The sequence below is a fragment of the Micromonospora sp. B11E3 genome, assembly GCF_039871625.1.
Taxonomy (GTDB): domain Bacteria; phylum Actinomycetota; class Actinomycetes; order Mycobacteriales; family Micromonosporaceae; genus Micromonospora.
In genome coordinates this window covers 1-17,677 of record NZ_JBDPMC010000035.1, presented here as the reverse complement: position 1 = coordinate 17,677, position 17,677 = coordinate 1, and the positions used below count along the sequence as shown (strand labels likewise).

20 protein-coding genes and 2 pseudogenes are annotated in these 17,677 nt (G+C 72.5%); 12 read left to right on the top strand and 10 right to left on the bottom strand.

Going from position 1 to position 17,677, the window contains the following annotated elements; genetic code table 11:
• Positions 1 to 24 precede the first annotated feature (24 nt).
• Positions 25 to 450 (bottom strand): barstar family protein, encoded by a 426-nt coding sequence (locus ABGB16_RS18630; protein WP_347669351.1) that lies wholly within the window; start codon positions 448 to 450, stop codon positions 25 to 27.
• 61 nt (positions 451 to 511) lie between these two features.
• A complete protein-coding gene (locus tag ABGB16_RS18625) occupies positions 512 to 949 on the bottom strand; it encodes a ribonuclease domain-containing protein (RefSeq protein WP_347669391.1) in 438 nt (145 codons plus the stop codon).
• 520 nt (positions 950 to 1,469) lie between these two features.
• Here ABGB16_RS18625 and ABGB16_RS18620 point away from each other — a divergent pair.
• Positions 1,470 to 1,664, top strand: a pseudogene (locus ABGB16_RS18620) (transposase family protein); the annotation flags it as partial.
• 97 nt (positions 1,665 to 1,761) lie between these two features.
• Here the strand turns inward: ABGB16_RS18620 and ABGB16_RS18615 are convergent.
• On the bottom strand, positions 1,762 to 2,694 hold the full coding sequence (locus ABGB16_RS18615) for an HNH endonuclease (protein WP_347669350.1): 933 nt from the start codon (positions 2,692 to 2,694) through the stop codon (positions 1,762 to 1,764).
• Positions 2,695 to 2,765: 71 nt separating this feature from the next.
• Positions 2,766 to 3,005 (bottom strand): winged helix-turn-helix domain-containing protein, encoded by a 240-nt coding sequence (locus tag ABGB16_RS18610; RefSeq protein WP_347669349.1) that lies wholly within the window; start codon positions 3,003 to 3,005, stop codon positions 2,766 to 2,768.
• Positions 3,006 to 3,303: 298 nt separating this feature from the next.
• Here ABGB16_RS18610 and ABGB16_RS18605 point away from each other — a divergent pair, with 298 nt between their 5' ends.
• Together ABGB16_RS18605 and ABGB16_RS18600 are read left to right on the top strand one after the other, a co-directional pair.
• On the top strand, positions 3,304 to 3,582 hold the full coding sequence (locus ABGB16_RS18605) for a DivIVA domain-containing protein (protein ID WP_347669348.1): 279 nt from the start codon (positions 3,304 to 3,306) through the stop codon (positions 3,580 to 3,582).
• 2 nt (positions 3,583 to 3,584) lie between these two features.
• Positions 3,585 to 3,794, top strand: coding sequence for a hypothetical protein (locus tag ABGB16_RS18600; protein WP_347669347.1), 210 nt, complete (start codon positions 3,585 to 3,587; stop codon positions 3,792 to 3,794).
• 116 nt (positions 3,795 to 3,910) lie between these two features.
• Here ABGB16_RS18600 and ABGB16_RS18595 read toward each other — a convergent pair whose 3' ends face one another.
• The 4 genes and pseudogenes from ABGB16_RS18595 to ABGB16_RS18580 all read right to left on the bottom strand — a co-directional run bounded on the left by ABGB16_RS18595 (position 3,911) and on the right by ABGB16_RS18580 (position 7,800).
• On the bottom strand, positions 3,911 to 5,452 hold the full coding sequence (locus ABGB16_RS18595; RefSeq protein WP_347669346.1) for a plasmid pRiA4b ORF-3 family protein: 1,542 nt from the start codon (positions 5,450 to 5,452) through the stop codon (positions 3,911 to 3,913).
• A gap of 49 nt (positions 5,453 to 5,501) precedes the next feature.
• Positions 5,502 to 5,705, bottom strand: a complete 204-nt coding sequence (locus tag ABGB16_RS18590) for a hypothetical protein (RefSeq protein ID WP_347669345.1) — start codon at positions 5,703 to 5,705, stop codon at positions 5,502 to 5,504.
• Between the two features lie 82 nt (positions 5,706 to 5,787).
• The gene (locus ABGB16_RS18585; RefSeq protein WP_347669344.1) at positions 5,788 to 6,741 is read right to left on the bottom strand and encodes a DUF559 domain-containing protein; all 954 of its coding nucleotides are present in this window, start codon (positions 6,739 to 6,741) and stop codon (positions 5,788 to 5,790) included.
• Positions 6,742 to 7,042: 301 nt separating this feature from the next.
• Positions 7,043 to 7,800, bottom strand: a pseudogene (locus ABGB16_RS18580) (winged helix-turn-helix domain-containing protein).
• Between the two features lie 65 nt (positions 7,801 to 7,865).
• On the opposite strand from ABGB16_RS18580, the gene ABGB16_RS18575 reads away from it, so the two are divergent.
• Together ABGB16_RS18575 and ABGB16_RS18570 are read left to right on the top strand one after the other, a co-directional pair.
• Entirely contained in the window at positions 7,866 to 8,489 is a 624-nt protein-coding gene (locus ABGB16_RS18575; RefSeq protein ID WP_347669343.1) for a flavin reductase family protein, read from the top strand.
• A 192-nt stretch (positions 8,490 to 8,681) separates the two neighbouring features.
• The gene (locus ABGB16_RS18570; RefSeq protein ID WP_347669342.1) at positions 8,682 to 9,602 is read left to right on the top strand and encodes a hypothetical protein; all 921 of its coding nucleotides are present in this window, start codon (positions 8,682 to 8,684) and stop codon (positions 9,600 to 9,602) included.
• A 74-nt stretch (positions 9,603 to 9,676) separates the two neighbouring features.
• Here ABGB16_RS18570 and ABGB16_RS18565 read toward each other — a convergent pair whose 3' ends face one another.
• A complete protein-coding gene (locus ABGB16_RS18565) occupies positions 9,677 to 10,030 on the bottom strand; it encodes a hypothetical protein (protein ID WP_347669341.1) in 354 nt (117 codons plus the stop codon).
• Between the two features lie 235 nt (positions 10,031 to 10,265).
• Between ABGB16_RS18565 and ABGB16_RS18560 the strand changes: the two genes are divergently transcribed.
• From ABGB16_RS18560 to ABGB16_RS18535, 6 genes are all read left to right on the top strand, one after another.
• Positions 10,266 to 11,012, top strand: coding sequence for a lysozyme (locus ABGB16_RS18560; protein ID WP_347669340.1), 747 nt, complete (start codon positions 10,266 to 10,268; stop codon positions 11,010 to 11,012).
• A gap of 98 nt (positions 11,013 to 11,110) precedes the next feature.
• The gene (locus ABGB16_RS18555; RefSeq protein ID WP_347669339.1) at positions 11,111 to 11,521 is read left to right on the top strand and encodes a metalloregulator ArsR/SmtB family transcription factor; all 411 of its coding nucleotides are present in this window, start codon (positions 11,111 to 11,113) and stop codon (positions 11,519 to 11,521) included.
• Positions 11,522 to 12,160 (top strand): SRPBCC family protein, encoded by a 639-nt coding sequence (locus ABGB16_RS18550; protein WP_347669338.1) that lies wholly within the window; start codon positions 11,522 to 11,524, stop codon positions 12,158 to 12,160.
• 87 nt (positions 12,161 to 12,247) lie between these two features.
• Positions 12,248 to 12,823 carry an NADAR family protein gene (locus ABGB16_RS18545; RefSeq protein ID WP_347669337.1) on the top strand — a complete coding sequence of 192 codons (576 nt, stop codon included), beginning with the start codon at positions 12,248 to 12,250 and terminating at the stop codon, positions 12,821 to 12,823.
• A 120-nt stretch (positions 12,824 to 12,943) separates the two neighbouring features.
• Positions 12,944 to 13,459 carry an NUDIX domain-containing protein gene (locus ABGB16_RS18540; RefSeq protein WP_347669336.1) on the top strand — a complete coding sequence of 172 codons (516 nt, stop codon included), beginning with the start codon at positions 12,944 to 12,946 and terminating at the stop codon, positions 13,457 to 13,459.
• A gap of 18 nt (positions 13,460 to 13,477) precedes the next feature.
• Positions 13,478 to 13,852 carry an SMI1/KNR4 family protein gene (locus ABGB16_RS18535; protein ID WP_347669390.1) on the top strand — a complete coding sequence of 125 codons (375 nt, stop codon included), beginning with the start codon at positions 13,478 to 13,480 and terminating at the stop codon, positions 13,850 to 13,852.
• A gap of 31 nt (positions 13,853 to 13,883) precedes the next feature.
• Here the strand turns inward: ABGB16_RS18535 and ABGB16_RS18530 are convergent, their stop codons facing one another.
• Entirely contained in the window at positions 13,884 to 15,623 is a 1,740-nt protein-coding gene (locus ABGB16_RS18530; RefSeq protein WP_347669335.1) for a M28 family peptidase, read from the bottom strand.
• A gap of 355 nt (positions 15,624 to 15,978) precedes the next feature.
• Between ABGB16_RS18530 and pgi the strand changes: the two genes are divergently transcribed.
• Entirely contained in the window at positions 15,979 to 17,616 is a 1,638-nt protein-coding gene (gene pgi / locus ABGB16_RS18525; RefSeq protein WP_347669334.1) for a glucose-6-phosphate isomerase, read from the top strand.
• The last annotated feature ends 61 nt before the right edge of the window (positions 17,617 to 17,677 follow it).

Sequence of the window (17,677 nt, the reverse complement as noted above, 5' to 3'; positions counted from 1 at the left end):
GCGCCGCCTTCTCTGCCGTGGGCGTCAACATGGGGCCCCGCCTCGCATGCGGGCGCGCAGGGCCGGGAGGCGGTCGGGGACGTCGCGCAGCACCATCCGCAGCGGGTACGCCGCGTCGGCCGCCGCGTCGCCGAGCACCCGCAGCAGGAGGGCGAGCTGGTCGTCGGGCTCGTCGGCGAGCAGTTGCCCGGCGTCGTCGACCAGCAGGGTCAGCGGCCCGGCGGCGAGCCGGTCGCGCAGGACGTCGGCGAGCGCGTCCCAGGTGCGCCCGGTGTACGCGGGCAGGTCGAGGGCGTCGACCAGCGCCGCGTGCAGGCCGGCCCGGGTGCGGGCGGCCCCGGCCGGCAGCCGCGCGGGCGGGGCCCGGTGCTCCTGCTCCCCCACGTCCACCGGGCCCGGTGTCACGGTCAGCCAGGGCGGCAGGTCGCCCGGGGCGTACCCCTCGGTCATTATCGCCTCCCCCGGCGCGGGGTCCGGGCCCGCCTCGGCCCCGACCCCGCCGGGTGTCGCGTCAGAGCAGGTAGAAGTCGGTGTAGTGGTTGGGCGAGAACCAGGTGGCGCCGGTGCTCTTGTTGACCACGATCCGGTACGCGTCCCGGGGGGCGCCGTAGGCGCGCGGGTAGACGTCGTACTCGTAGTAGGTGGCGTTGGCGGGCAGCTGGCCCTCGTAGTTGTAGAACCGCCCGCCCGCGAAGTTGTAGAGCCCACCGCTCCACGAGTACCAGCCCCGGGTGGTCGGGAAACCCTTCGCGGCCCAGCCGGAGCGGGCGGTGCGCGCGTCCGCGCAGCGGGTCATCGTGCAGGAGCTGTAGACGGCGGCCTCGGCCGGCTCGGCCAGCCGGGGCGTCACCACGGACGGCCCGACCAGGGCGGCGGCGACCATGGCGGTGAGCAGCGCGAGCGCGCCGAGCACCCGGCGGGCCCGGCCGGCGGGCGTCGTGGTGGGCATCGTCGTGTCGGTCACGGTTCCTCCCCATCGTGGCGGCACCGAATCCATCGATGCAGCTGAGCTCATTGATGAGGATCAGTGTCCGGCGCGCGGGTGCCCGTTGGCCAGAGGGCCGAGCGGAACTGATCGGCACGTCCCGGCGAAATCGGCGCGAACCGCGGACGGTACGGGTGGGCGAGCCGTTCCGCCCACCCGCACCTCCTCGACGCCAGGTCGAAACGCACCTGAGCATCGGGGCGCCTGAGCCATAGTGACGACCAGACGACCAGGCGCGGATGCTCCGCGTGCAGGATCTGCGGAGGTTGCTCGTCGTCGAGTAGCCGCAGCCAGGGGCGCGTCGGGTCACGGTCAGGCTTGGTGAGCGCCTCGAAGACGATGGCCGGTGGGGGTGGCTGGCTACGTGCGCGGCTGCCGGCTTCGAGCATGCCTCAGACTAAAGGCGAACAGCTCATCGTGATGAAGGGCGCCTGATCAGAAAGCGCGACGGCGTGTCGCCGCTCCAGATGGGACGAAGCTCCCGCTGATCCGTGACTGGCGCCGCATGCTGGGCGGGGGCTGGCGCAGGCTGCCCGCGCAGCGGCAGGCGCTGGTGCCCTTGGCCCACCTGCGCAACGGCGACACCCTCGCCCACCTCGCGGCCGGCTTCGAAGAGTCTGTCACCACCGTGTGGCGGTACCTGCGCGAAGCCGTCGACCTGCTCGCCGCCTGCGCCGAACCACCCCGATCGTGCAGAGGCCATCCTCGTTCTTCAAGCCGTTGGCCCCCGCCATTCATGCATCTTGGCGAACGTCACCGGGAGTCCACGCAACGGGTCAGGCGGCTTTGAAGACGGTGTCCAGATGCCACTCGAGGAACTCGGCGTTGGGCCGGTCACCGCGCCGCTCAGGCACGGCGATGGGCGTACCAGCCTTGGCATAGAACTGCTCGCCGTTGCCGAATTCGCTGCGCAGCCGAGGGCTGACCAGCAGCCGGTACTTCGGGTCCACTCCCAGGTATCCCCGGTCGAAGAGGATGTGGACGTCCGACTTGAGCAGCAGGCCGTTGTCGATGCGGTGCTCCCCGCCCTGTGGGAGCGGTCGGATGTGCGCCGCCTGCAACACCGGCCGGACCTTGTTGCCCGTGATGGCGCAGCGCCGCCCGTAGGCGCCGAGCACCACCGCCTTGAACGACTGCTGGCCGAGGCGCTGCGGGACGAGCCGCGGATCCCCGTACACGGGACCGGGGCGGTGCCACGGCTCGCCCAGATCCAACTCCACGGTCACGCCCAGCATCCGGTGCAGCAGCAGGTCGAAGTACCCGGCCACGGACGGGTCGGCGAGGTCGTACGTCTTTCCCTGCACCACGTTGGACGCGAAGCCCGGTGGTGGATCGGCCGTCGAGTCATCGGGAAAGAAGACGCTGTCCCGGACGAAGATGCAGCCGATGACCGGGTCCTCGTCGAGTCCGATCGGCTGCTTGCGGTACCGGCCGACGCTGCGGCGCATCTCGTCGAGGCTGGCGACACCGTTGGCCTCGCCGAACAACTCCCACGCCTCGGAAATCCTCAGCCGAGTGAAGCCGCTGAAGAAGCCGCCTCCGACTATCCGGTTGAGCGGGTAGTGCGCCTTGAAGAAGAAGGGTTCACCGGGCGTGAGAGCCCGGAAGCTGCCGCCGGAGGGCCGCCAGAAGTTGACTTCCGTCAGGCCGGGACGCGCGGCCAGGAACCGGTACCACTTCTCGTCCGTCACGCCGACGAAGCTCTTCACGCCGTCAGCGTGCACCCCATTTGATCTCCTCGCCACCCTGTGAACGGTCAGCGTTTGGGCGGCAGAAAGCGTCAGGGCTCGCGCATCCAGGTCTTCGGATCGGTGATGAAGATGCCCTTGCCCTGCTGCCGCCGAATCACACGCAGCGCCTCCAGCCGCGCATAGGACATCTGGATCGTCCCGTGGCTCACCCCGTAACGCTGCCGCAGTTCGGCGATCGAGGGCAGCTTGTCACCCGGCTTGAGCTTGTCGGCTCTGACATCGGCGATCACGTCGTCAGCGATACGCCAGTAATCCGGCACTTCAGGCATGGCACTCCTCGCGTGGCAATCAGATTCGATCACACCGCGACGCGCCTAACAAGCAGCGTTGACTCTTCTAGCTGTTCTAGATATGTTGCTCCTGAGTCGCTCCTCGCGTGGCAACGAGTTCGGCTCATCCCCCTGGTCGGGGCGGGTGCGCCTGCCCGTCCCGACCCACCGGACCACTCCGCTGTCGTACCGCCGAACTGGGCTGCGGTGGCGGAGCGGGCGGGCCGCCCGCAGCCGGCGTGCGGACGGCCCGCCCTTCCAGCCCCACCGGCTCTCCCCTGCCCTGGAAAGGATCGTCGTGGCCCAGGTGTATCGATCCGGCCAGCTCTACGGGACCGGTCGCCCGGCCCGCTTGACCCCGCACGAGGTGCGGACCCGCACGTTCGACCCGCGCCGCCGGGGCGTCGACCCCGAACAGGTACGCGAGTTCCAGGCCCGGGTCGCCGACGAGCTGAACGACCTGCACCAGCAGGTACGCATGCTCAGCCAGGAGAACGACCGGCTCAAGCGGGCGCTGCGCGACTGGCAGGCGATGCACGCCCGGGAGTGCCGCCGACCGAACGACGGGCACTGGTAACGGTGCGACCCCGCCCCGGCGACCTGCTCCTCATCGACGGCCGGGCCTCGGTGCAGTTCGCCGGGGACCGCGCCCTGACCTTCCGGGTCGTGTCCGTCTGCGACGGCCCGACGTACGCCGGGTGGATCTGGCTGACCGGCTACGTCCTCGACCGACGCGGCCAGGCGACCGCCAAGCGCGAAATCTACGTCCAGCTCGCCGGGCTCGGCTGAAGGTTGGCAGTTGAGCGGCTTTGTTGTCGGCGTGTCGAGTCGCTCAACCGTCAACGATCGCCTTCCCCGTGCCCGGCGGCGGCACCGCCTCTGCCCACGATCGTGAGCGACTGGGGCTACCGCTCCTGGAGGGCCGCGGTCACCGCCTTCGCGTCGAAGCGGGCCGGGTCGAACTCCGTCGGGTCGTCCAGGCCCAGCCAGTCCAGCCTGTCCCGGTGCTCCGGGTGGGCGGGGTCGCCGAGGATCTCCACCAGCTCCGCGTACCCCCACACGCCGCCGCAGTCCTCCGGCGGCGCCGCTCGCCGCCCGCCGACGCAACGCGGGTACGTCACCGACGGGTCCCGGTCGACGGTCTTCTCCACGACGATGTCGTGTTCCCAGGAGTCGCCGAAGTCGTACGTGTAGGACAGCTTGTCCCCGACGGCGGGGGCGACCTGTTCCAGGGTGACCCGGGACGCGGCGCGGTGGCCGAGATCGGCGTCGGGGCGACCGAAGCTGCCGTACCCGGTCTCGAAGACGTGCAGGTGGCTGTCGTCCCAGTCGAAGGCGACCTGGATCAGCTCGTGCAACCGGGCGAGGCTGACGTCGGCCGGCACCTCGAGACGCCGCCAGATCGGCGGGCGGGCGCCCCGCAGGCCCACCTTGATCTGGTAGATCGGCGCCGGGCCGTCCGACTTCTTGCGCTTCGCGGGCAGGCCGGCGGGACGGCGCTGGGCCGGTAGGGCGGCGCCGCGCCGGGGCGGTGCCAGGATGTCGAGCAGCGCGGAGATCGTGGCGATGTCCGCTTCGCCGTCGCGCGGCTGAGGCCGCCTGCGCCGGGGCGCGGGGAGCGTCCGCATCCGGCTGCGCAGCAGCAGGGCCAGGGGCTGGTAGGCCGGGCCGTCCTCGTCGGCGAGTTCGTCCAGCGGCTCGGCGTCGAGCTGGTCGTGCTCGGCGCGGGCGTCCAGCGCGTCCTCTACGGCTCGGCGGAAGTCGACCGGCCGCAGCTTCTCCTCCGTGACGTCGACGCCGCCGGCGCGCAGGTCGGACAGGAGGGACTCGCGCGCCTCGTCCCACTGGTCCGCCTCGATCGGCAGGATCTGGCCAGCGGCACCACAGTCACAGTCGTCCAGGAGAACGAAGACAGCGTGCCGCCGGTCGGCCCGCTGGAACCTGCCAGCCAGCAGGAACGTCATTCCCTCCGGGCCGACGAAACGGCGGCACTCCTCCACCGTGACCGGGGCGTCCAGCTCGGCGAGCCAGGGCGGCGCGGGTACGCCGGCGGCGGCGAGCCGGCCGGCCGCCTCCGCGGCGGCCCGACTGACCTCACCCTCGGCAACCGAGGCGATCCCCGCCAGCATCGCCCGCGCCTCCGGCGTGGACTGCGCCTCGAACCGCGGCACGAACAGCTGCAGCAACGCCTGGTCGAAGTCGTCGCCGAGGGCGGTCCCCATCGCCAGCAGCATCGAGGCGGCGATCTCCAGCTCGAGCGGATCCTGCAGGGCGTCGATGTCGACCGACTGCGTAAGCATGTCGACGAGCTGCTCCGGGTCGGGCTGCTCCCCGGTGCAGGCCGGGCAGTCGCACTCCTCCGGCGCCCCCATCACGACGAGCGGCGCACCGCTGCGTACTGATCGCTTCTTCGTCTTGCGGCGTCGACCACGGCTCACTGGACTCACCCGGACAGTGTGGCCCATTCCCCCGGCCCGACCGAAACGCGACGCGCGCTCAGGCGTCGGCGTGTCGGATGGCCCAGGGGGCGGCGACCGCGCTGCGGTGGGCGTCGACGACCCGGGCGTCCGGTAGCGTCAGCCCCAGAAAGAATGCCGGTGGGGTCCCGCTGCACCTCGTCGAGCAGCTCAGCGACATCGCGGGTCGGCGCCGGACGGTCTCCGGGACGCGCTCGGCGCACCAGTCGCGTACGCGTGCCACGTCGTGTTCGCCGAAATCCGGCCGCTGCCATGTCCCGCAGTCTGTCGCACCCGACAGCCCTGTCCGAAATCCAACGCGCGGCTCAGGTGTTCCTCCGGGTGGCCAGAATGGCAAGGGTTTCCCGGCGTACGTCGTCGGCCTCGTGGACCAGACGGCGACGGGCGAAGCGGACCACCAGGATGCCGACGGTCGCCAGCAGGGCGTCCCGGCGCAGGTCGATCTCCCGCTGGCGCGGATCGCCGTGCGTGCTGGCCCCGTCGAGTTCGATGTCGACCCGTTCCCGCTCGGCGAACAGGTCGAGGTACATGGTCCGCCGGCCGACGCGTACCCGCACCTGGCGACGGAACGCCGGCATCCCCGGGCCGGTGAAGACGTGCTCGTGGCCCCAGATCTCCAGCTCGCTGCGGCAGCCCTCTGCGAGCCGGGCCAGCAGGGTCCGGCACGCTGCCCGGTCCTCCAGCGTCGGCACCCTCCCCAGGGTCGCCGACAGCCGCTCCGGCGTGGTCAGCCGATCGTTGACCGCCCGGATCAGTGGCTCCCGCCGCTCGCCGGGTGGCAGCACCGGCCACGAGTCGAGGAGGGTCCGCTCGAGGCAAGTGACCGCCAGCCCCCGCCGGACCACCACGTCCGGCGGCCCGGGGGCGAACCCCCGGCGTCGGTGCACCGCCACCCCGGGCCGGCTGCGCAGGCCGGCGCCGGCCGGTGCGCTCAGGTGCAGCAGGTCACCGGTCACCGGCTCGCGCAGTCCCCACAGCGCGAGCGCGCTGAGGTGGCTGAGCGCGCCGCGCCCCTCGACCCAGGCACACGCCGCACGGTGGGCCAGGGCGGGGTCCAGTCGGCTAATGGCCGGGGCGCCGTCGGTCCCCTGTCGGCGGTTCAGCAGCCGCGCCGCGACGAACACCTCGGGCAGCACCCGCACCAGGTGACCGCCGTCGCACGCCCGCCGCAGCGTCCACTCCGGCACGACCTGCTCGGCCACGGCGCGGGTCACCAGCCCGCCGCCGCGCTCCACCAACTCCCGCAGCACCGAGTTCACGCCGCCGACCCTGTCGCCCGCCCCCGCCGGCCCGCAACGCCCCCTGCCCTACCTGTGGACACCCGGCCTCCCTGTGGACGTCCCCCCGCCACGCCTGGCCGTCTGCTATGGCCGGTGTTGAAGGTTGGCAGCTCAGCTACTTCCTGCACGGCGTGTCGAGTTGCTCGTCCGTCAACGTTCGCGCGGCCCACCGACCACAGCACGCCCACCAGCCACAGCGGGCCGGCCACCGACCACAGCACGCCCACCAGCCACAGCGGGCCGGCCACCGACCGCAGCGCGTCGGCCACCAGCCCCGGCCTCAGGCGAGATCGTCGATGTCCAGGTGCTCGGCGAGGGCCTTGCGGCCGGCGTCGGTGACCTTCACGGCGCGGCTGGTGCCGATGCGGGTGATCCATCCGGCGCTGAACGCGTGGGCGCACAGCGCGGCGCCGACCGTTCCCGCCAGGTGGGGTCGACGTTCGGTCCAGTCGAGGCAGGACCGCAGCACCGGGCGCCGACGTGACCTCTCGTCGGGCAGGGCGATGCCCAGCGCCGTCAGCCAGGCCACACCGGGGCCGGTCAGGGTCAGCCCGTGTTCCCACGCCAGCATGCCTTTGGCGGTCATGGCGTCGGCGACCGCCACGGCGACGGCACCGGCGAGGTGGTCGTAGCAGGTGCGCGCGTGTGCCAGGGCGCGACGCCGGTGCGCGGCGGACAGCGTACGCGCCGGCTGCGGTCGGTGCCCCGCGGCGGCGGCGATGGCCTCGATCAGCGATGCCAGTTGCGCGTCGGCGAGTCGCAGGTAGCGGTGCCGGCCCTGGCGGTGCTGCACGACGGCGTGGCCCCCAGCTTCGTCGCCGCCGTCGGCGCGCCGGGCCCGGACGGCGCCAGTCCGCCCGCGACGAGCCGTCCAGCGTGCTCGCTGGCGGTGGAGACCGCCACGCCGGCATGGCGGGCCAGCTCGCCGATGGTCCAGGCCCGTCCGTCCAGCAACGCGAGGCAGAACGCCGCGCGGGTACGGTCAGCCAGCAGCGCCGCCCACGCCGCTACCGCCGCACTGCCACCCTCGGGGTCCACCCGCCCATCATGACGCACGGTCACTTCGGCGGGCGCCGAAGCATGACGCCCGTACGGTCGGCGACGTGAAAACGATCAACCCGGACGAGCACGTGACGATCGACCCCAAGATCTTGTACTTCGGCACCCCGGTGGTGCTGCTGAGCACCGAGAACGCCGACGGCAGCGCGAACCTGGCTCCCATCTCCTCGGCCTGGGCCCTTGGTCGGGTCGTGGTGCTCGGCCTGGGCAGGGAGGGCCAGAGTGCCCGCAACCTCGCCGCTCGACCCGGCTTGGTGATCAACCTTCCCGCCGCGCACCAGTGGGAGGCCGTCGAGCGCCTCGCCCCCTTGACCGGCCGGTGCCCGGTACCGGTCGAGAAGCGTGACCGCTTCCGCTACGAGCCGGCGAAGTTCGAGGCCGCCGGTCTCCGGCCGGCACCGGCACAGCACGTGCGGCCCCCACGGGTGGCTGACTGCCCACTGCAGTTGGAGGCACGCGCCGCGCGCATCCACACCGACACCACCGGAGACTTCCTCGTCGTGGAGGCTCACGTGCTGGCCGTGCACGCGGACGCCCGCGTCGTCGTGCCGGGAACCGACCATGTCGATCCAGGCTCCTGGAACCCGCTGATCTACAACTTCCGCCACTACTTCGGGCTCGGCGCCCAACTCGGGCACAGCTTCCGCTCGGAGACGCCCACCGGGTGACCGCCGTCACCGGCAGTGGGTGAGCGTACGCCCGCGCGGCTGCCGGCCGCCGCGCCGCCGTCTTGTTAGCGTGGGGCGAGGTTCGTCACCGTCGACACGTCCCGGCTGGTCCGCGCCGACGGCGCGACACCCCTCGACCAGTCACCCGCCGCCGGCGGTGGCACCGGCTGACGGTGCGCAGGAGGGGTGACATTGAGCGACGCGTCGGGCGGGAAGGCGAGCCCGCAGAACCGGCCGCCGCGGTGGGTCGACCGGGGCCGGAAGCTGGCCCGTCGGGCCGGCCCCCGCGTGCTGGCGGCGCTGCGTACCTCGTGGGCGCGGCTGCTCCAGCTGCTGAGCAGGGTGCGCAGGGCGATGGAGGGGAGCCGGTCGTCGCCCCCGCCCGAGGAGGTCTTCGAGCACCGGGAGCCGTCCGGCCCGATCAGCGTCGCGGCGAAGGGGCACGTCTTCACGTTCACCGTCCGCGCCGTACTCACCTGGTCGGCGACCGGCCTCGGACCCGACGTGTTGATCTGGTACGCGCGCCACTTCATGCCCGCGGCGGTCCAGCGGTTGCGCCGCGCCGCCACGGAGCGGGCGCGGCATGTCGCCCCGCACCGGGCGGGTCACCTCGAGGTCGCCCTGCAGGCGGTGCTGGACGAGCAGGCCCCGTGGCGGTACGAGCGCGGCGGCGCGACGGTGGAGTGCCGGCTGGAGGTGTCGGTGCGCCATGACGACCGGGTCCGGCAGGCGCTGCGGCCGCACTGGGAACGCCTGATCGAGTTGGAGCAGCAGTACGAGTTCTACCTGAAGCGGGCCCGGTACGCCGAGCAGCTCAACCGGCGATGGGTCACGATCCTCGACGGGATGGTCGACGACCCCGCCGGTGGCGACGAGGCGCGGGCGGTCCGCGAGGAGCTGTCCCGGGCCCGGCGGCACATGGCCGCGGAGCAGCGGGCCGCCGCCCGGTGGACCGGGGACCTCCTGCGGGACCGGCGGCGCTTCGACGGGATCTTCGAGCCGCTCACCGCCATCGACGTCGTCCCGCCGCAGGCGTCCGGCCCCGCCCGGGGCACGTCGGGCCGCACCGCGCAGGTGACGACCGAGACGACCTCACGTGAGACGCCACCTTGATCGTCTGATGGTGGGAAGCAGTCTTACCGGCGTGTCGCCTGCGTGGCGAGCAGACGATCAACGAGTACGTCCGCTCACCCGAACAGGATCGTCATGCCGGGTGCCTGGAAGCTCCGACAGCGTCGACGGGACCGTTCGTCGGAGTGCCGCCACCACATCGCCTCGATGACCCGCCCGTCAGGCAGGACGTGTGTCGGTGGGCCCTCAGCCGGGACGAAACCACAGGCGGCCAGCCACCGCCGACTGGCGACGTTGCTGACCTCGCAGCCGGCGCTCAGGTCCCGGATGCCGAGGTGGCGGTCGGGGGTCGACCGCGTCGAGCGACGCCAGCCAGCCCGGCTGCGAGAAGCCCTGGCGGTACCGCGACTCGTCGTCCTCACCGGCTGCCCGCCGACCGGCTGGTACATGTTGATCAGGTACTGCTTCACGGTTTCCTCCTCGCCTCGGGCCGGCCTCTCGCCGACCTTCACCCTGCACACGAACGGGGCGGGGCGGAATCGACACGCCGGTCGGCGGATCTTCGCGGCGGCTCCCGCAGACAGATAGAGAAAGATAATCTTCAATGAATCTCTTGAAAGCCGGCTTCAGCCCGTGAACAGAATGGTGGCAGTTCCTTTCGTCGCTCCCCGTGTCGCCTCGGCGACCAACCCCCTGGGAGGAAAGATGAACAGTCCCCTGCGCGCGGTGGCCCGCGCCGCCGCCACCGCCCTGGCCGCGGTGGTCGCCATGGCCGCCGCGACCGCCGTCGCCCCCACCCCCGCCAGCGCCGCCCCGGCCGGCCTGCCCGGCATGGACGTCTCCAGCTGGCAGGGCAACGTCAACTGGTCGGCCGCCTGGAACAACGGCGCCCGGTTCGCGTACGTCAAGGCGACCGAGGGCACCGGCTACACCAACCCGTACTTCGCCCAGCAGTACAACGGCTCGTACAACGTCGGCATGATCCGCGGGGCGTACCACTTCGCCCTGCCGGACCGGTCCAGCGGCGCCACCCAGGCCAACTACTTCGTCGACCACGGCGGCGGCTGGTCCAGGGACGGCAAGACCCTGCCGGGGGCGCTGGACATCGAGTACAACCCGTACGGCGCGACCTGCTACGGGCTGTCCCAGGCCTCGATGCGCAGCTGGATCGCCTCGTTCGTCAACCAGTACTACGCGCGCACCGGCCGGTGGGCCACGATCTACACCACCACCGACTGGTGGACCACCTGCACCGGCAACACCTCGCAGTTCGCCGCGAACAACCCGCTGTGGATCGCCCGGTACGCCAGCACGGTCGGCACCCTGCCCGCCGGCTGGCCGACGTACTCCTTCTGGCAGTGGGCGTCCTCCGGCGTCTTCCCCGGCGACCAGAACGTCTGGAACGGCAGCCTGGACCGGCTGAAGGTGCTGGCCTGCAACGGGCCCTGCTGAGGCACCCCGTCCTTCCGCACCGCCGCGGCGGTGGTCCTGTCCCCCGGACGGGTCCACCGCCGCGGCATTCTATAAGCCGTGCGTGATATAAAGGGGTCATGCACGCCTTCGATGTGCTGGGCGAGCCGGTGCGGCGGCGGATCCTGGAGCTCCTCGCCGACGGCGAGCGCAGCGCCGGCGAGGTCTGCGCGGTGATCCGGGAGGAGTTCGGCATCTCCCAGCCGGCCGTCTCCCAGCACCTGAGGGTCCTGCGGGACAGCGGCTTCGCCACCGTGCGACCACAGGGCACCCGGCGGCTGTACGCGGTCAACCCCGAGCCGCTGCGCGAGGTCGAGGACTGGCTCGGCCACTTCCGCCGGTTCTGGGCCCAGCCGCTGGACGCCCTGGCCACCGAGCTGGCCCGCGGCCGGCGGCAACGGCGGCTGGCCGAGGAGGCCGCCGCGGCCGGGCACCGCCGGCACGGCGGCGCCGACGACGGCGGAAGCGCCCACGAGGAGAGGACCGGTTGAGTGGACGTCACCCATCAGATCGCCGCGGTGGAGCGCCGGGTGGGCAGCCGGGTGCTGCCGGCCGGCGAGGCCCGCGTGCTGACCATCTCCCAGGCGTACGACGCGCCGGTGGAGGACGTCTGGGAGGCCTGCACGGACCCCGAGCGGATCCGCCGCTGGTTCCTGCCGGTCAGCGGTGAGCTGCGGCTGCACGGCCGCTACCAGTTGGAGGGTCAGGCGGGCGGCGTGGTGCAGCGCTGCGACCCGCCGGAGAGCTTCGCCGCCACGTGGGAGTACGGCGGGGAGGTCAGCTGGATCGAGGTGCGGCTGACCGCGGAGCCGAACGGGCGTACCCGGTTCACCCTCGAACACGTCGCGCACATCGACGACGAGACCTGGGCCCGGTTCGGCCCGGGCGCCATGGGGATCGGCTGGGACCTGGCGCTGGTCGGGCTGGCCACGTACCTGGGCGGCGGCACCGGCGGCGTCACGCCGGAGCAGGCGAACGCGTGGCTGGCGTCCGACGAGGGGCGGGAGTTCATCGTGGAGAGCGGCCGGCGGTGGGATGAGGCGAGCGTCGCCGCGGGCACCGACCCGGCCGAGGCCACCGCGGCCACCGAGCGCGTCGTCGCGGCCTACACGGGAGCGCCGCCGGCCTGACCCGGTCGCGGTCCGCCGGAGCCGCCGGAGCCGCCGGGGCGAGAATCGGGCGGCAGGATGTCGGGGGTACGGGGCAGACTGTCACGCATGCCTGTCCGATCCGTCGCCGACCTGCTCGCCCTGCACGCGTCGGGCGCCCAGGTGAAGTACCTACACTTCTGGGGCCACCGGCCGCGGCGGGGCGGCTCCGTCGGGCCCGGCTGCCTGAGCCAGTGGTGGCCGGCGCCGTTCACCGTGGACGGCCGCACGTTCGACACCGCCGAGCACTGGATGATGTGGCACAAGGCCACCCTCTTCGGCGACCACGGGGTGGCCGAGCGGATCCTGAGCGCCGGGCACCCGCAGCGCGCCAAGTCCCTCGGCCGCCAGGTCGACGGCTTCGACGAGGCGGTCTGGGCCGCCCGGCGGTACGACATCGTGGTGGCCGGCAGCGTCGCCAAGTTCGCCGCACACGACGACCTGCGAGCGTTCCTGCTCGGCACCGGTGACCGAGTGCTGGTGGAGGCGAGCCCGGTGGACCGGGTGTGGGGCATCGGCCTGGCCGCCGACCATCCCGACGCGGCGGATCCGGCCCGCTGGCGGGGCGCCAACCTGCTCGGCTTCGCCCTGATGGACGCCCGGTCGGCGCTGCTCGGGGCCGATTCCCCCACGCCGCAACGCTGACGGCGACATGCGGCAGCACGGCGGCAACGAGGCAGCACGGCGGCAGCACGGCGACGCGTAACGTGACGGCGGCGGCGGTGCGGTCGACGGCGGAGGCGGGCGGGCCGGTACGGTTTCGGCGTGACCGGCGTGCCCTACTCCCACTGCTCCTACTGCGGCGCCGTCTACCCGACGGCGGCCGGCTGGCCCCGCGTCTGCGCGGCCTGCGGCCAGACGGTGTGGCGCAACCCGCTGCCCGTCGCGGTCGCGGTGCTGCCCGTGCGCACCGCCGCCGGCCTCGGCGTCGTCGTCGTCCGCCGGGACATCGAGCCGGCCCGCGGTCAGCTCGCCCTCCCCGGCGGCTTCATCGAGTACGGCGAGGACTGGCGCGACGCCCTGGTCCGCGAGCTGCGCGAGGAGACGGGGCTCGTCGCGGCCGCCGGGGAGGCGCAACTGTTCGCGGTGCACGGCGCGCCGAGCGGCGGCACCATGATGGTGTTCGGGACGCTGCCGGAGCGCGCGGCCGGGGAACTGCCCCCGTCCGCGCCCACCGAGGAGGCCACCGAGTGGCTGGTGCTCACCGAGCCGGTCGAGCTGGCGTTCTCCACGCACACCCAGGTGCTCGCCGACTTCCTCGCCCAGCAGCCCGGGGCTTGATTCCCGTACTGCCCGTCGCTGCCCGCCCCGCTCTCCCCGACCAGGATCGCCGAGGCGGAGCAGCGTCTGGGCTTCGCGCTGCATCCGCTGCTGGCGGCGATCTACCGGGACCTCGCCAACGGCGGCTTCGGCCCTGAGTACCAACTCCTCAGCCTGGTCGACGGCCCGACCTCGGAGCAGGCGGTCGAGTGCTACACCGAGGCCCGCGCCGAGTACGCCGACACGGAGTGGGCCTGGCCGGAGGGTGTCCTGCCGATCCTCACCTGGGGCTGCGGCATGTACGCGTGCGTCGACTGCCGCAGCGACGAGGGCACGGTGCTGCTCTTCGAGCCCAACCCCGGGGATCCGGGCCTCGCCTGGTGGATCGACTCGCCCAGCCTGGCCGCGCACTAAAAGGGCGGAGAAAGGACCCCCTTTTCACAGGTCAGCTGGCCGTGAGCGTGACGTCGTCGACGACGAAGCTGGTCTGCAGCGACGCGTCCTCGACGCCGGTGAACTTCAGCGTCACCGTCTGGCCGGCGTAGGCGGCGGCGTTGAACGTGCGCTGCGTGTAGCCGCTGGCGGCGTTGAGGTTCGAGTACGTCGCGAGCGTGGTGCTGCCGAGCTGGACGGTGAGCCGGTCGTACGCGGTGGTGGTCGTGGTCTCGGCGGTGTCGATGTGCAGCCAGAACGACAGGGTGTACGTGCTGCAGCCGGCCGGGATGGTCAGCGACTGGGACAGCGTGTCGGTGTGGCTGCTGCCGTACCCGTCGAGCCACGCCTTCCAGGTGCCGGTGCGGGCTGCCTGGCCGCTGTCGTTGGTGATCACGCCCGAGCTGGCCGTCCACGGGGCGCTGCCGCTCTCGAAGCTGGAGTTGCCGACCACCTGGCCGCCGGAGCAGCCGCCGGTGCCGGTCACGGTCAGCGTGTACGTGGCGGTGTGGGCGACCGACCCGGTGCCGATGACCGTGATCGTGTACGTGCCGGTGGTCGCCGTGGACGAGGCGGTGACGGTCATGGTGGCCGAGCCGCCGGAGGTGACCGAGGACGGGCTGAACGAGACGGTCACGCCGCTGGGCGCGCCGGAGGCGGACAGGGCGACGGTCTGGGCGCTGCCGCTGGTGGTGGCGGTGGAGACGGTGGCGGTGGTGGAGCCGCCGCGGGCGACGCTGCCGGAGGTGGGGCTCACCGCGACGGAGAAGTCGTTGGTCGGGGTGCCGGTGCCGACCGCGAGGTTCCAGATCGCGTACGCGACGCCGTCGGCGCTGCGGTTCAGCCCGGTGGCGTTGATGTTGCTGGTGGTGTCGCAGGACCGGTGGTAGCAGGGGTCGTACGACGCGCCGGCCGTGCCGCCCCACTTGGCCGCCTGCGCGGAGGTCTTCGTGTAGCTGGCGCCCGTCGCGTACCCGGAGGTCTGGATGCCGGCCTGCTGGAAGTAGTAGTCGTCGGAGCGGCCCTGGCCCTCGACGTTCTCCTCCGGCTGCAGGCCGAGGGAGTCCCAGTACGCCTTCAGTGGCGCCGCCGTGGCCGAGGTGAGCCGGTTGATGAAGTAGCCGCCGTTGGTGGAGGCGACCATGTCGAAGTTGTAGTACCCCTTGATGTAGCCGCGCTGGGTGGTGTTGAGCGAGTTGACGTAGAACCTGGAGCCCTGCAGGCCCTGCTCCTCGCCGTTCCACCAGGCGAACCGGACCCGCTTGGTCATGCTCGGGTTCTGCTGGGCCAGCACGAGGGCGTTCTCCAGCAGCACGGACGAGCCGGAGCCGTTGTCGTTGATGCCCGGGCCGGCGGAGACGCCGTCGAGGTGGGCGCCGAACATGACCACCTGGTCGGCCGGGCCGCCCGGCCACTCGGCGATGAGGTTGTTGCCGGGGTACGTGCAGGTGGTGCAGAGCTGCTCGGTGACGGTGTACCCGGCGGCCTGGAGCTTGCCCTTGACGTAGTTGAGGGAGGCGGTGTAGCCGGCCGAGCCGGAACGTCGGTTGCCGCCGTTGCTGGTGGCGATGCTCTGGAACTGGCTCAGGTGGGCCTGGACGTTGGTCACCGAGATGTCGGGGGCGGCCAGCGCGGCGACCGGGGCGGCGGCTACGGCCGGCGCGGACGCGGAGGCCGGCTGGGTCGCCAGGGTCGCCGTCAACGCGGCGACGGAGGCGAGCGCCAGGCCGGTGGTCAGTGTCGTGCGTCTCATGAGGGCTCCTCGGTGCAGGTGGGGGTCTGTGCACCTGGCCGTGACCGGCCCCGCCCGCGGGGTGGCCGGGCGGGGCCGGCGGCGCCCCGACGGGTACGCCGCCGTGTTCGTTCCAGGGAAGAAAACACTTACATGCGTCTATCTTCCGGTCAACATCCGTCCCGGTCGTACTCCCGCACCGATCCCCCGAGAGCCCGCCGGCCCGCGCCGTGGCGGGTGCGACCCGGCCGGGTGGCGCGGGCGCGCCCGGGCTGCGACGCGTCCCGGCTGGTGGCAATCTGGCCCGATGGGCCGGCGGGACACAGTACGGTGACGGCCGCCGGACGAGCGAGCAGGCGCGGGAGGAGAGCCGGGAATGGCAGAGGACATCACCACGACCGACGAGTGGCGGGCGCTGGCGGCGCACGCGGAGAAGCTGCGGGACGCACACCTGCGCGACCTGTTCGACGCCGACCCCGAGCGGGGCGAACGGCTCGCCGGCGAGGTGGCGGACCTGCACGTCGACTGGAGCAAGAACCTCGTCACCGACGAGACGCTGGACCTGCTGGCGGCCCTGGCCCGGCGGGCCCGGCTGACCGACCGGATCGCCGCCATGTTCTCCGGCGCGCACATCAACTCCACGGAGGACCGGGCGGTCCTGCACACGGCCCTGCGCCGGCCCCGCGACGCCTCGCTGACCGTGGACGGCCGGGACGTGGTCGCCGACGTGCACGCGGTGCTGGACCGGATGGCGGCGTTCGCCGAGCGGGTCCGCTCGGGACAGTGGGTGGGACACACCGGCGAGCGCATCCGCACGGTGGTCAACATCGGCATCGGCGGCTCGGACCTCGGGCCGGTGATGGCGTACGAGGCGCTGCGGGCGTACCGGGACGCGGGGATCACCTGCCGGTTCGTCTCCAACGTCGACCCCACCGACATCGCCGAGGCGATCGCCGACCTCGACCCGGCGAGCACCCTGTTCGTGGTGGTGTCGAAGTCGTTCACCACTCAGGAGACCCTCGCCAACGCCCGGCAGGCCCGCGCCTGGCTGCTGGCCGGCCTCGGCGGCGACGACTCCGCCGTCGCCCGGCACTTCGTGGCGGTCAGCACGAACGAGCAGCGGGTGCGCGACTTCGGCATCGACCCGGAGAACATGTTCGGCTTCTGGGACTGGGTGGGCGGCCGGTACTCGCTGCCGTCGGCCGTCGGCCTGTCGGTGATGCTGGCCGTGGGGCCGGACCGGTTCCGTGAGCTGCTGGCCGGGTTCCACGCGGTCGACGAGCACTTCCGCACCACCCCGGTGGAGCGCAACGTCCCGGCGCTGCTCGGGCTGCTGAACGTCTGGTACACCAACTTCCTCGGCGCGCAGACCCACGCGGTGCTGCCGTACTCGCAGTACCTGAACCGGTTCCCGGCGTACCTGCAGCAGTTGACGATGGAGAGCAACGGCAAGTCGGTGACCCTCGACGGGCGGCGGGTGTCGTACGACACCGGGGAGATCTTCTGGGGCGAGCCGGGCACCAACGGCCAGCACGCCTTCTACCAGCTCATCCACCAGGGCACCCGGCTGGTGCCGGCGGACTTCATCGGGTTCAGCCGGCCCCGGCACGACCTGGCCGACATGCACGACCTGTTCATGTCGAACTTCTTCGCGCAGACCGCCGCGCTGGCCTTCGGCCGCACCGCCGAGCAGGTGGCGGCGGAGGGCACCCCGGCGGAGCTGGTGGCGCACAAGGTGATGCCGGGCAACCACCCGACCACCTCGATCATCGCCCCGGAGCTGACCCCGGCCGTGCTCGGCCAGCTCGTCGCCCTGTACGAGCACGTCGTGTTCACCGAGGGCGCCATCTGGGACATCAACTCGTTCGACCAGTGGGGCGTGGAGCTGGGCAAGGTCATGGCCAACCAGCTCGCGCCGCTGCTCACCGGGGCGGAGGCCGACCTGTCCGGGCTGGACTCGTCGACCCGGGCGCTGATCGCCCGCTACCGCGCGCAGCGGCACCGCGCCGGCTGACCCGCGCGCACCTCGTCGAGAGCCCGGCGCCGCCCGCACGGCGCCGCGCCGGGCGGGGGGG

What these genes read in the sequence shown, in the direction of transcription:
- ABGB16_RS18630 (WP_347669351.1), bottom strand. Translation starts at nt 450, where the DNA reads ATGACCGAGGGGTACGCCCCGGGCGACCTGCCGCCCTGGCTGACCGTG.
- ABGB16_RS18625 (WP_347669391.1), bottom strand. Translation starts at nt 949, where the DNA reads ATGCCCACCACGACGCCCGCCGGCCGGGCCCGCCGGGTGCTCGGCGCG.
- ABGB16_RS18610 (WP_347669349.1), bottom strand. Translation starts at nt 3,005, where the DNA reads ATGCCTGAAGTGCCGGATTACTGGCGTATCGCTGACGACGTGATCGCC.
- ABGB16_RS18560 (WP_347669340.1), top strand. Translation starts at nt 10,266, where the DNA reads ATGAACAGTCCCCTGCGCGCGGTGGCCCGCGCCGCCGCCACCGCCCTG.
- ABGB16_RS18555 (WP_347669339.1), top strand. Translation starts at nt 11,111, where the DNA reads ATGCACGCCTTCGATGTGCTGGGCGAGCCGGTGCGGCGGCGGATCCTG.
- ABGB16_RS18545 (WP_347669337.1), top strand. Translation starts at nt 12,248, where the DNA reads ATGCCTGTCCGATCCGTCGCCGACCTGCTCGCCCTGCACGCGTCGGGC.
- ABGB16_RS18530 (WP_347669335.1), bottom strand. Translation starts at nt 15,623, where the DNA reads ATGAGACGCACGACACTGACCACCGGCCTGGCGCTCGCCTCCGTCGCC.
- pgi (WP_347669334.1), top strand. Translation starts at nt 15,979, where the DNA reads ATGGCAGAGGACATCACCACGACCGACGAGTGGCGGGCGCTGGCGGCG.